The 12,900-nt window shown below is 46.9% G+C and carries 10 protein-coding genes; 7 read left to right on the plus strand and 3 right to left on the minus strand.

Annotation, left to right across the window (positions count from 1 at the left end; translation table 11 throughout):
• Positions 1–39: 39 nt before the first annotated feature.
• Complete coding sequence (locus GNT65_RS01495) at positions 40–2,442, minus strand: Lon protease family protein (protein ID WP_160793360.1); 2,403 nt, start codon at positions 2,440–2,442, stop codon at positions 40–42.
• Between the two features lie 290 nt (positions 2,443–2,732).
• On the opposite strand from GNT65_RS01495, the gene GNT65_RS01500 reads away from it, so the two are divergent.
• A complete protein-coding gene (locus GNT65_RS01500) occupies positions 2,733–3,692 on the plus strand; it encodes a GGDEF domain-containing protein (protein WP_244952065.1) in 960 nt (319 codons plus the stop codon).
• 1,385 nt (positions 3,693–5,077) lie between these two features.
• Here GNT65_RS01500 and GNT65_RS01505 read toward each other — a convergent pair.
• Positions 5,078–6,349, minus strand: a complete 1,272-nt coding sequence (locus tag GNT65_RS01505; RefSeq protein WP_160793361.1) for a tyrosine-type recombinase/integrase — start codon at positions 6,347–6,349, stop codon at positions 5,078–5,080.
• Positions 6,350–6,676: 327 nt separating this feature from the next.
• Between GNT65_RS01505 and GNT65_RS01510 the strand changes: the two genes are divergently transcribed.
• The gene (locus tag GNT65_RS01510; protein WP_160793362.1) at positions 6,677–8,248 is read left to right on the plus strand and encodes a DUF3369 domain-containing protein; all 1,572 of its coding nucleotides are present in this window, start codon (positions 6,677–6,679) and stop codon (positions 8,246–8,248) included.
• A 99-nt stretch (positions 8,249–8,347) separates the two neighbouring features.
• Here GNT65_RS01510 and GNT65_RS01515 read toward each other — a convergent pair whose 3' ends face one another.
• Positions 8,348–8,821, minus strand: a complete 474-nt coding sequence (locus GNT65_RS01515) for a hypothetical protein (protein ID WP_160793363.1) — start codon at positions 8,819–8,821, stop codon at positions 8,348–8,350.
• Between the two features lie 288 nt (positions 8,822–9,109).
• Between GNT65_RS01515 and ccoN the strand changes: the two genes are divergently transcribed.
• The 5 genes from ccoN to GNT65_RS01540 all read left to right on the plus strand — a co-directional run bounded on the left by ccoN (position 9,110) and on the right by GNT65_RS01540 (position 12,899).
• On the plus strand, positions 9,110–10,537 hold the full coding sequence (ccoN, locus tag GNT65_RS01520; RefSeq protein WP_041511255.1) for a cytochrome-c oxidase, cbb3-type subunit I: 1,428 nt from the start codon (positions 9,110–9,112) through the stop codon (positions 10,535–10,537).
• A 12-nt stretch (positions 10,538–10,549) separates the two neighbouring features.
• The gene (gene ccoO / locus GNT65_RS01525) at positions 10,550–11,155 is read left to right on the plus strand and encodes a cytochrome-c oxidase, cbb3-type subunit II (RefSeq protein ID WP_041511254.1); all 606 of its coding nucleotides are present in this window, start codon (positions 10,550–10,552) and stop codon (positions 11,153–11,155) included.
• Positions 11,156–11,170: 15 nt separating this feature from the next.
• On the plus strand, positions 11,171–11,338 hold the full coding sequence (locus tag GNT65_RS01530) for a cbb3-type cytochrome oxidase subunit 3 (protein WP_160793364.1): 168 nt from the start codon (positions 11,171–11,173) through the stop codon (positions 11,336–11,338).
• Positions 11,339–11,340: 2 nt separating this feature from the next.
• Positions 11,341–12,309: a cytochrome-c oxidase, cbb3-type subunit III gene (gene ccoP, locus GNT65_RS01535; protein WP_160793635.1), complete on the plus strand. Its 969-nt coding sequence runs from the start codon at positions 11,341–11,343 to the stop codon at positions 12,307–12,309.
• 110 nt (positions 12,310–12,419) lie between these two features.
• Positions 12,420–12,899 (plus strand): FixH family protein, encoded by a 480-nt coding sequence (locus tag GNT65_RS01540; protein WP_160793365.1) that lies wholly within the window; start codon positions 12,420–12,422, stop codon positions 12,897–12,899.
• Position 12,900: the final 1 nt, after the last annotated feature.

A 12,900-nucleotide genomic window follows, 5' to 3' on the forward strand; every position in this document is an offset into this window, starting at 1 on the left:
GAGCATGGTTAATGTTGAAGTAGGTCTTAGCCTTTATTATTAAACCTTAGCCTTTTGCGTGCGTTTAACGTGGTCTCTTAGTTTCTGCAATCTGGCATCGGCCAGGGCATAGAGGCTTTCCTTCGGATAATCTTCGAATTCGAAATCGCGTTCCCCGGCTGGAATACCGGTTAAGATCTCAACTGCCTGGTCCACATGCTCGATAGCCCAGATAGAGAATTCTCCTTTGCTCACGGCATCGACAATATCCGCTCTTAACATCAGGTTTTGCACATTAGTACGCGGAATGATCACCCCTTGTCCCTTGTGGCGTCCCTTGATTTTACAAACATCGAAGAAGCCTTCGATCTTCTCGTTAACCCCGCCTATGGGCTGCGCCTGACCAAATTGACTCATCGAACCTGTGATGGCAACATCCTGGCGCAGTGGCACCTTGGCAAAAGCCGATACTATGGCGCACAGTTCTGCCATTGAGGCGCTATCACCGTCGACGCCCGAGTAGTTTTGTTCGAAGGTGAGGTGAGTAGTGAGGGGGATCTTATCTGTCTGACCGAAGATAGTGGCAAGATAGGCCGTGAGGATCATCACACCCTTGGAGTGGATCTGACCGCCGAGTTCAACCTTGCGCTCGATATCAAACACGGCACCTTCGCCGAGTGAAACGCTGGCAGTAATGCGACTCGGCGCGCCGAATTGATGATCTGAGGTCGCAACCACAGACAGGGCATTGATCTGACCCACGACACTATCCCTAGTGTCGATCAGCGTGGTGCCATTGACGAAGCTCTGCATAACATGGTCGCGCAGGCGGCAGACCCTGAGCTCATGATTGTGCAATGCCTGCTTTACATGGGTGGCTCGGATCATGGTTGCCTTACTGGATTTCGCTACATAATTAGACTCACGCAGCAAGTTGGCGATATCAGCAGAATGCAGTGATAACTTGTTTTGCGCATCTGCCTGGCGCGCACTGAACTCTATGATACGTTTAATTGCGCCGCGGTCGCAGTGCAGCATCTTGTTGCCGAGCACTATGCTGGAGATAAATTTTGCATACTGTACCTCTGAGGCATCTGTGCGTGGCATCTCGTCTTCAAAGTCGGCTGTAACTCTAAATAGCTCTTTAAATTCAGGGTCATAGTGCTGAAGTAGTTGATAGGTTTGATAGTCACCAAACAGTATGATCTTAACGTCTAGCGGGATGGCCTCAGGGTCCAGCGAGATGGTGCCCGAAAGCGTAACTTCGCGTTCCAGCGAGCTGAGACTGAGTTTACGCGAGCGTAGAGCACGCTTTAAACCGTCCCACACATAGGGCTGCTCTAACACCTTGATGGCGTCGATCATCAACACGCCACCATTGGCCTTGTGCAGGCTACCGGGGCGGATCAGCGAGAAATCGGAAAAGATGGTGCCCTTATAGGTGGCATTCTCGATGTAACCGAAGATATTGTGGTAGTTGGGGCTCTCCTCAATCACTATTGGCATGGGAATGTCGCCATGATTCACCAGCACGTTGACCTGGTAACGCCTCGGCATCTTCTTCGCTAGGGATGCGTAGGAGAGGGCGACCTGCTCCTCGTTCTGCTCGAGGAAGATATCCAGATTCTCCAAGATGTCTTTGTGCATCTCATTAAGATGAGCTTTCACCTCGGGCAGTTCGGCGTAGCCTGTTTTAATAGGTTCGAGTAGGTGGACTAAGACCTCTTGAGCTACCTGCTCATCATGTTTCTGTTGCTTGTCAGAATAGCTTTCTTCCCAGGCGGTAAACTTGCGCACCACCTCTCTTAACTTTGATTCTAATAGGCCAATGTTTTTTTCCAGCGTCGCCTGTTCCTTAGCACTCAGCTCGGCGAAACTCGACTCGGTATGAGGCTCTTCGCCATTCATGGCGACCAGTTCATAGCTGCCTTGGGGATTGATAGATAGGCTTATCTGCTTGGCGGCCGCTTCCTTGGTGATCTGACCCAGTGCCGATTCCTGTTTCTCGGCGAGTTGCGTCTTGAGTTTCTCGGCGCGTGAATAATACAGCTCGTTATCAAAGGCCAAGGGCAGGGCCTTAACCAGTCGTTTCATCAAGTTTTCGATATCAGTCTTGAAGGTTTGCGCCTGACCCCTTGGCAACTTAAGCACCTTAGGCGTACGGGCATCATCGAAATTGACCACATAGCACCAATCGAAGAGCTGGTGGTGGCCGTTAGGATCGTATCTGTCTAGGTAACGCATCACCATGGTGCGTTTTCCCAGCCCATTTCGGCCGATGGCGTAGATGTTATAGCCTTTATCTTTCATCGACATGGCAAATTCTACCGCCTGTTGGGCACGTTCTTGTCCAACAATTTCGTTGAGTGGCGTCAGCTGTTTAGTCGATTTAATGCTGGGATCGAGTAGGGCGAGTGTCGAAAAACGATAGAGCTTGTCACTGGCTAGAGGAGAAATTGACATAGGCGAGTGCCCTCGTATGACAAATGTTAATCCCAGTGTAGACAGCTCATTTTTCAATTTACAATCATTTTTTGTGTCTAAAGAGGGGTTTAGTTAAATTCCGGGTCTCGTTCGCTCAATATCTGAACAAATTAAGGCTGTGCCAGACCCAGGTTAATAACGGCTAATGCCGTCTCTTAGTCCCCGCGTTGAAATTTGTACCATTAAATCCCGCAGATAAAGGATAACTTGTTACTATAACCAGTCGTGGTTAACACAACTATACTCTTGTTAGGAACAGGGAACGTCAATTGAAACGAGAAGAGACAGTTTATATGCCGTATGATGCGCCCAATCTACACCCAGATCTGCTTCAATGTCTGGCCAGCGATAGCTACCTGTTACAGCTCACCCTAGATACCTTGCCTGTACCCATCTTCTATAAGGATAAGGAAGGCGTGTACCTGGGCTGTAACAAAGCCTTTGAATCTTTCATCAAACTCACGCGGGAAGAACTGATAGGTAAAAGTGTCTATGAGATCTTCGATGAAGAGCTAGCCGAGGTCTACCAACGTGCCGATCAGGCGCTTTTCGACAATCCAGGTGTACAGATCTACGAAAAGCAAATAAAAACCCGTGAAGGCGATTCTGTCTTTGTACGTTTTCATAAGACTAGCTTTAACGACAACCAAGGGCGAGTTGCCGGCTTGATAGGTGTCATTTTCGATATTACAGAGCTAAAGGCAATGGAAGAGCAGCTTACGCACCATGCCATCTATGACGATCTGACCCAGTTCTACAACCGCCGTGAAGGCATAGTCATAGGCGAGCGTCTGCATCATGCCTGTTGCCAGCAACAGGGTGAATTGGGCGTGATTCTTATCGATGTCGATTACTTCAAATTGATCAACGATACCTATGGTCATATGACCGGCGATGATGCACTGCGTCATATCGCCGCCATTTTGAAGCAGGCACAAGATCAAGAAGATATCGTTATGCGCTGGGGAGGCGAAGAGTTTGTCGTACTCGTCAGTCGACCCTTTGGCACAGCACAAGATTTTGATAATTACCTATATGAGCACGCACAAACTTATTGTGAGGCCATAAGACAACACCGTTTTCAGGCGGGCGATGACGCGCTGCAGATCACTTTTAGCTGTGGCCTAAGCGCGTTCGAGCCGAGTAAGAGTCTGACCCAGATGCTACACGATGCCGACGCTGCGCTATACAGGGCAAAGGATGCAGGTCGCGACAACGTCAGCTGGTAATGGCGTGTCTTCATACATCTTATTTAACATAATATACATTGTGCGCAGTTTTGGGTGTGGGGATAGAATGAGGCGTAAAGCGGTTAGAAAGTGAATTGTGAGGTTTATCTAATAATGCAATTACCTTTTCATGGTCATTATTATTCATTTCAAGTGCAACCTGTAGAATTACCTTTGCTTCACTTTTAAACACTTCAGGCTTTACAGGTACTCTTGGTGGCGTATGTGAGATTTTTACCGATTCACGTAGTTCTTTTGTACTTGGTGAATAACTCGGTAAGTTTAGACATGTAAAATCCCTTTAAAAAGCCAGTTAAATAACATACCAAATTGCAGAATTCGCACAATACAAGTTCAGGGACATTTTTACGACCGATTTATAAAAAGCTTTCTCTTTCGGATCTCTCCTACACAACGAACCTTTACACAACGAACTTTAATCTACAGTTAGGTATTTGCTTAAAAGCATCTTTCAGCCATGAATGGCTCAATCATTAGGCGTCGCTACGTAAAATCTGACGGGTAATCCCCTTGATAAAGTTATTTCATGCACGTAGCGACGCGTGCAAATTGTGTTGGATTTTCCCCTGGTTTACGGTTCGTTAAGAAACGACAGAAAATCGAATTCGCGCCATCAATTAGCAAGCATTAGGATAGCCAAGCACTAATGATAATGAATAGCTTATCTGCTGCAATAATCAGCCTTAGCAATAGCAAACCGATTTGCTTAAAGTGGCTTGGTGTTAACGCTCAGACGCCTATTTAAAAATAAACCAGGCTTTACGATTACATTCTTCCTGGTGCATTACTTTGAGTACATTACTTTGAGTGCTTTGGATTGATGCATTTCATCGAATGCTTTCAATGAACGAGTAATTCAAACCTTAACGTATGACTAACTTAATTACAGTTTAGAGTGAGACAATCGCTACACCCGCGATACGCTTAGCAACCAATAAAATACTAGCTATGTGCTCAGATACAGACGTTCAAAAATAACCTAAGTGCACTAGCGGTTTTGATGTTCAGAATTGACATATTGAGTGAGCGCTGCAAATCAGAGAAACAGCTCAATCGAACTTTTAGTCAGATGCCGATAATGATACTTATCGGCATTAAGGTATATGAGAAACGCAGTTTATTCCTAAACGAATAAAATTCAATCACCCGGTCATCATAATATTTATAGGTTCGCAGACACCTTTAGTTAATGCTTAACTAAAGCGTCATCTGAGTGACATTGAATCGCAAAACAGCTTGTTTAAACTGACATCGTCAACTCAAATTAGAGCCCTGTCTATTAAGTCTTTTCTTGTTGAGATACTTAAGCGATGCGACCGCTTTAGGCTCCCTACCCGTGTCTGCCCGGACACGGGCTTTTTTGCTCATTCAATGCCGGCTAATCTGTCCATAGGCTTATTGGCCGCACTCTGATGCCTTTCAGCCTGAGACGTGTGCAAATACTGAGATGTGGTATCTATGCTGTCATGCCCTGCGTCTGCCTGAACATGGGATAAAGGCCTACCATTTAGATTGATGTCATGGGTGATTCCGGTATGGCGGATATTATGCACAGTCAACTGGCGCATCACCTCGGCATCTTCTGTTAGCCCGTCTTTTTCGGCGATATCGGCTGCAAGATTGATTATAACTTGCACCGATTCTCTCACCTGGCGTATGCCCAAATTTGCATCGATCAAACCTGCATCACGCCCTCGCCCAGCCGCCCTGTGACGCACAAAAATCGGCGTCTGTTCCTGATAGCCGGGTAAAGGTGTCAGGCCCAAATGTTCCCGGTACTGTTTGAGTGCCGCTATTAATGCATTGGACAAGGGGATTTGGCGCTGCTTGCCCCCTTTACTCTTGGGAATATGAAAACGCCAGATCCCAGTCTGCTTATCCTGCTTAAATTGCCCCATGATGGGGCTATAACCGGTTCGCGCACTCACATCCGACACCCGCAGGTAGCAACCATAAATTAACTTAATCAGAAACTGGCTGCGTTGATGAGTTTCGGGCTCACTGATTGCAAGTTGTTCGACCGTTGATATCACATAGGACCATTGCAATTCAGTAAAAGCGAGACCACTGCCCTCCTCTTCGCACATGTCAAACTTTCGTTTGTGGGAAAATTTAGAGTGGTTCATCCAGGCCTGGGCCGGATTGCGCTCACAGTAGTCTTCCGCCATCAAGAAGCCATAGAAGGATGAAAGTATTGCCATCTTAGTTTTTAAGGCATTATCGCTTAACTTATATTGTTCACCTCTTTTTCCAACAAAGGGGCGCCACAAGGGATTGGGGATCCTTTGCTGACTCCCCTTATCCAACTTGAATTGAGCGACATTAAACTCACCTATCAAGGCCTTCGGTGGTGACTGACAATAGGCCACAAATCTATCCATGTCACGTCTAGTGATCTGACTGGGTGATGACTCGGCGACATCGAAGCACCAATGCAGAAAACAGGTTATCTCACTTCGAAAACTCTTATAGCTGTTCTCATTATCTCGCTGGGCAAACAATAGATCGCTGACCAGTTCATAGACATAACCCGCATCTTCGACCCGGTTCATGGCGATTGCCGTAATGTGCTGATTAATGATGGGGTTACCGGCTTCGATATAATCGATCGCTTCAAATAAGGGTAAGGCGTGCAAGTATCGACTCCATTAGCATGATGACACTTAGACTTTGTATCGAGCCACTATAACAAGAATTTTATTAAAATAACCAATAAAATTAGCTGCTTAATTGTTTTGTTAGACATTCTACTTAAATCAATCTTCCAGTGGCTGCCAAAGAAGAGTTTTTGCCGATCACCGCGAGACGTCAATTACAGCCTAGATTGCCATACCCAAATCAGACTAACTGCTTAAATTATTCTGAATTTTAATTGGCACAGCCTTTAAATTCTCCAGCCAAAATTGGCGTCAGTAACTACACTAGTTATTAGAGTCAATTTAGTTAACCTAAGAGGGGTACGGATGCTGATTGATATGGCGAAGAAGAGTCCACTGTTCTCAGGTAAAAAGAAAACAGCCGAAACAGAAACCGGACCGGCCTGGCGCATACTGATTGTTGATGATGAACCCGATGTACACACAGTGACAAAGCTCGCGCTGTCACGGTTTAAGTTGGACAACCGTGGTATCGAGTTTATTAACGCCTATAGTGGCGAGGAAGCGAAACGTGTACTGCAACAAGAAAAAGATGTTGCCATGGCCTTTATCGATGTGGTCATGGAGAGCGATCATGCCGGCCTCGAGCTGGTAAGATGGATTCGAGAAGAACATAAAAACCGTAGTATCCGGTTGATCTTACGTACAGGCCAACCTGGCCAGGCGCCAGAGGAAGACGTGATCGTCAATTATGACATCAATGACTATAAGGCGAAGGCCGAGCTGGATTCGAGAAAACTGATCACCAGTGTCTACTCTGCGCTTCGAAGCTACCGCGATATCATGGAGATCGAAGCGGCCAAACAAACACAAATTCGCTATCGAGAAGGACTCGAGCGTGTGGTGAAGGCCACCTCCGGTCTGTTCGAATTGCGAACCTTACATCACTTTGCCGATGGCCTGCTAACTCAGGTGGCCAACCTGCTGAATCTCAACAACGAGACCTTGCTATTAACCTGCAATGCCATCGACGCAATGAGCAAAGAGTTAAGTACAGACAAACTCCACATCTTGGCTGGTACCGGCCAATTTGCCAGTCACCATGAAAAAGCCATACCCGAATCTATAGAGAAATTACTCAAACGTGCGTTGGAGGAAAAGACCTGTCTGTATGAGGACAACTTGTTCGTCGGCTACTTCCCCGCCAAGAGTGGTTGGATCAACCTCCTCTACATGGACAACATACACGCCATTGGTGATCTGGATAAGAAACTCATCGACATTTTTGCAATCAATGTCGGCGTGGCGTTTGAAAATCTACTGCTTAATAAAGAGCTCGAAGACACTCAATCAGAGCTCATCTTCCGTCTCGGTGATGTGGTGGAGAGCCGGTCGAAAGAAGCCGCAAACCATGTTAAACGCATGGCCGAGTACTGTTATATATTGGCCAAATTAGCTGGCTTGGACGATCAACAGGCCGATCTTATCAAGCATGCCTCACCCATGCATGATATAGGTAAGATAGCCACGCCCGACTCAGTATTGTTAAAGCCCGGCAAATTGACGGAAGAAGAGTGGCAGATCATGCGCCAGCACCCAGCCATCGGCCATCAGATATTGGGAAATTCCGAGCGCCCCATTCTCAACGCTGCCGCCATCATAGCCATGCAACATCATGAGAAATATGACGGTAGTGGCTACCCTGACGGGTTAAAAGGTGAAGATATTCATATCTTTGCACGTATTGTGGCTATAGCAGACGTGTTCGATGCGCTATCTCACGAGCGGTGTTATAAGCCGGCCTGGCCATTAGATGAAGTGATTGCCGAGATAGAGAAAGGCTCAGGTTCTCACTTCGACCCTGCCCTCACCACGCTCTTTATCGACAACATAGATAAATTTAACAAGGTGAGACTCGCCCTAAGCGATACTAATTAACACCGCCTTTGCTGACGCCAAACTCGGGCTGGCTTAGGCGCTGTTTTTGGGCAGGAAAATATATGGTATTAACTCAAACAATGGCTAAGAGAGCACATATTAGCCATTGCTTGGCTGACTATCGGCTAAAAAATCGTACATCACAACGCTATTTTCGCCATTTAAGTCAAAGCTTGCGATAAGACGCCACACCATATAATTACTGCTGCAAGAGCCGTATATTAGCGTTCCTTGATAGGTGTTTTTGCTGGTTTCGTCAAGAAAAAGTGGGATAACCCCCATAAACATGTCTCTTCCCTCAACCCTAACCGCTAGATTAGTCAGTGGCTCAGTGCTGGTTAGGGTCACGCTTAACGGTTTCTCACTCGGGGTATTTTCCGGCGAGATCCTAAGAGAAATAACTGTGTTACCTACCTGTTTTTTGCAAGCCGTATGATGAAAATCGCACAGACTTTGGTCGATTTCAAACGCACCTTCCGCAGCTGTTTCTAGCCCAGTGTCTGGCGTGTCTGAAGCAGGCTCACAGCCCGACATCAGTAGTGTTGAAAATAGGACCGAGATGAAGGAAATCACGGCGAGTTTCCGTTTTAGCAGCACAATTATTAACCTTTTGAATCATAGTGTTTACATTCTATCCAGGTAGTTTGATCTGGATCAATATCGCAGGCCGCATAATTCCTATCTTTTTTGATATTGCTCAAGTATCATTGCGTTACTCGGCATTAATTTGCGTTAATGTTGCGTGACACATTGACACAATCTTGTTTGTTTCGTAGGGAAACAGGCCTTTGATGTCATTTTACCGGGTAAAGTGCCACTTTACTCAAACAATAAGTATAAGTAATAAGCAGTGGAAGCAATATGATGAACCATTCCCAGCCTCAAGGCGCTGATTACAATTACACTGTTGTCCGCCAATTTGCCCTAACCACAGTTCTGTGGGGCATTATCGGTATGACAGTAGGTGTATTGATCGCGGCCCAGTTAATCTGGCCACAACTCAACTTCGAAACTCCATGGCTAACGTACAGTCGTCTAAGACCACTGCACACCAACGCCGTGATTTTCGCGTTTGGTACTTCAGCGTTATTTGCAACATCCTATTATATCGTCCAGCGTACCTGCCAAACCCGCCTATTTGCACCTAAACTAGCTGCATTTACCTTCTGGGGATGGCAAGCCATTATTCTTTCAGCCGTTATTACTCTACCGCTCGGTCTTACCAGCAGTAAAGAATACGCTGAGCTTGAATGGCCTATCGATATCGCTATTACCATAGTGTGGGTAGCCTATGCCGTTGTGTTCTTTGGCACAATTGTGAAACGAACCACGTCACACATCTATGTGGCAAACTGGTTCTTCGGCGCCTTCATCATCACGGTTGCAGTACTGCATATCGTGAACTCTATGGCAGTACCTGTCAGCCTGTTCAAGTCATACTCATTATACTCTGGCGCCGTCGATGCCATGGTGCAATGGTGGTATGGCCACAACGCCGTTGGCTTCCTACTGACCGCAGGTTTCCTGGGTATGATGTACTACTTCGTACCTAAGCAAGCGGGTCGTCCTGTTTATTCTTACCGTCTGTCTATCGTTCACTTCTGGGCGTTGATTGCACTGTACATCTGGGCGGGTCCACACCACCTGCACTACACAGCGCTTCCAGACTGGACGCAGTCACTGGGTATGGTGATGTCTCTGATCCTGTTCGCACCTTCTTGGGGCGGTATGATCAACGGTATTATGACCCTGTCTGGCGCTTGGCATAAGCTAAGAACCGACCCTGTTCTGCGTTTCCTGATCGTTTCTCTGTCTTTCTATGGTATGTCGACCTTCGAAGGTCCTATGATGGCCATCAAGACAGTTAACGCACTTTCTCACTACACCGACTGGACCGTAGGTCACGTTCACTCAGGCGCGCTAGGCTGGGTGGCTATGGTATCTATCGGTTCGCTTTACCACCTGATCCCTGCAATCTACGGTCACGGTCGTATGTACAGCACACAACTGATTAACGTTCACTTCTGGTTAGCGACTATCGGTACAGTACTTTACATCGTTTCAATGTGGATCTCGGGTGTTATGCAAGGTCTGATGTGGCGTGCAGTTAACTCTGACGGCACCCTTACCTACAGCTTCGTTGAAGGTTTGGAAGCATCATACCCATTCTACTTTGTTCGCTTCTTAGGTGGCCTGTTCTTTGTCACTGGTATGCTGCTAATGGCATACAACGTGGTTAAGACAGTAAAAGCGCCAAAAGAATCTTTGCCAGCGCTGGCTGAAGCATAAGGAGTAGATTTGATGAAATTTAATCATGAGATAGTCGAGAAAAACATCGGTCTGCTGGGTATCTTTACCGTTATTGCTATCAGTATTGGTGGCCTGGTACAGATCACTCCCCTGCTTTTCCAAAAAGACACTACTGAGCCAGTAAACGGACTGCGTCCATACTCAGCGCTTGAGTTAGAAGGTCGTGACATCTACATCCGTGAAGGTTGTGTAGGCTGTCACAGCCAGATGATTCGTCCGCTACGTGCTGAAACTGAGCGTTACGGTCACTACTCTGTTGCCGGTGAGTCAGTTTGGGATCACCCATTCCTGTGGGGTTCTAAGCGTACTGGTCCAGACCTGGCCCGTGTTGGCGGTCGTTACAGCGACAAGTGGCATGAAGTTCATCTACTTGATCCTCGCGCAGTAGTACCACAATCAAACATGCCTGCCTTCCCATGGTTGGCCGAGAACGTCCTAGATGGCGAGCTAACGGCTAAGAAGATGGAAGTGTTCCGTGGTTTCGGTGTGCCTTACTCTCAAGAAGATATCGACAACGCTAAGAAAGCCGTTGAAGGTAAGACTGAGATGCAGGCACTGATTGCTTACCTGCAGTCGCTAGGTCACGCACTGAAATAAATTGGAGGCATAAATATGGATTACGGCACAGTACAAGGGATTATTACCATTGTTGTTATGGTGACGTTTGTCGGTATTTTTGCATGGGCTTATAGCGGTCGCCGTAAAGCGCAATTCGACGAGGCCGCTAACCTTGTTTTCTCAGACGATGAGAAAAACAAGGACTCAGGAGAACATAAGTGATGATGAGTAGCTTCTGGAGTATTTGGATTACCGTACTCACAATTGTGGTAATCGCAGGATGTTTCATCCTACTGTTTGTTGTCTCTAAAAACACCACAGGTGTTGAAGAAGGCAAATCAATGGGTCACAGCTTTGATGGCATTGAAGAGATCAATAACCCGCTGCCTAAGTGGTGGAGTTATATGTTCTACATCACCATCATCTTCGGTGTGGTCTATCTGGCGGCTTACCCAGGCCTAGGTAACTTCAAAGGTTTCCTTGGCTGGTCAAGCGCGAACCAAAGCATTGGTACCGACAAAGGTATCAAAGAAGATTCTGCTGCTGCCGTTGCATTGGCTGCAAAGGAACAGCGCTGGGTTCAGTACGACCAGGAAGTCGAGAAGGCTAATGCCAAGTACAGCCCCATTTTCGAGGCGTATCTGGCAACACCGCTTGAAGAGCTGGTTAAGAACGAAGAGGCCCTGAAAGTCGGTGGTCGCCTGTTCCTACAAAACTGTGCTCAGTGCCACGGTAGTGACGCGCGCGGTAGCAAGGGCTTCCCTAATCTGACTGACGGTGATTGGTTATATGGCGGCGACCTTGCCACCATCAAGACCACTATCATGAACGGTCGTAACGGCATGATGCCACCAAAAGGCGGTCTACCTATCGAAGACAGCGAGCTGAAAGGCCTGGCTGAGTACGTGGTAAAACTGTCTGGTCGCGATCACGATGAAGCCTTGGCTGCTCAGGGTCAGGCATCATTCATGAAAGGTTGTTTTGCATGTCATGGTATGGACGGCACAGGCAACAAGTTCATGGGTGCACCTAACCTTACCGACAACACTTGGTTGTACGGCGGTAGTCGTGGTGTGATCCAAGAGAGCATCAAGAACGGTCGTTCTGGCGTGATGCCTGCTTGGAAAGATGTCTTGGGCGAAGAGAAAGTTCATGTCATCGCAGCCTATGTTTATAGCTTGTCAAACAAGTAATTACATATAAGTAACACCAAGGCCTCGAGACAGATCGAGGCCTTTTTTTTAAGTGCTATCACTGCCATTTAACGGTAAGATATGGCCAACAAAAATAACAGGTAGTATCCATGAATAAACCACAAGCTTGGTATAAACAGTTTTGGCCTTGGTTTCTGATTATTTTGCCTCTGTGTGCCGTATTTGCCAGTGTGAATTTGATGTTCCTCGCAGTCGAAAATAAAGACTCCTTGGTCTCGGAAGACTATTACAAAGACGGCAAGGCCATTAACATGGACCTGCGTAAGATTAAACATGCCAAGCAGCTTGGCTTGCAGTTTGAGTTACATCTGGCGAAAGATGAGGTCACCCTCACCCAGCATGGTGGCGAGCCCTATGCCGCTGCGCTTAACGTATCCTTCTATCATCCTACCCTGCAAGAGAAAGACTTCGCCCAAGTGGCCACTGCTGACGGCAATCAGGTCTACCATATCAAGCTTGCCTCACCCATTCAGGGGAGCTGGGAGGTTAGACTCGAAGGATTTGATCGCAGCTGGCGTATCCAGAAACGTCTCGAACTCAAAGATAATCAGCAATACTGGTTAAACTAAT

It is taken from the genome of Shewanella insulae, assembly GCF_009831655.1.
In the GTDB taxonomy this organism is placed as follows: Bacteria; Pseudomonadota; Gammaproteobacteria; order Enterobacterales; family Shewanellaceae; genus Shewanella; species Shewanella insulae.

Coding starts and splice junctions, on each gene's coding strand:
- GNT65_RS01495 (WP_160793360.1), bottom strand. CDS start 2,442: ATGTCAATTTCTCCTCTAGCCAGTGACAAGCTCTATCGTTTTTCGACA.
- GNT65_RS01510 (WP_160793362.1), top strand. CDS start 6,677: ATGCTGATTGATATGGCGAAGAAGAGTCCACTGTTCTCAGGTAAAAAG.
- ccoN (WP_041511255.1), top strand. CDS start 9,110: ATGATGAACCATTCCCAGCCTCAAGGCGCTGATTACAATTACACTGTT.
- ccoO (WP_041511254.1), top strand. CDS start 10,550: ATGAAATTTAATCATGAGATAGTCGAGAAAAACATCGGTCTGCTGGGT.
- GNT65_RS01530 (WP_160793364.1), top strand. CDS start 11,171: ATGGATTACGGCACAGTACAAGGGATTATTACCATTGTTGTTATGGTG.
- ccoP (WP_160793635.1), top strand. CDS start 11,341: ATGAGTAGCTTCTGGAGTATTTGGATTACCGTACTCACAATTGTGGTA.
- GNT65_RS01540 (WP_160793365.1), top strand. CDS start 12,420: ATGAATAAACCACAAGCTTGGTATAAACAGTTTTGGCCTTGGTTTCTG.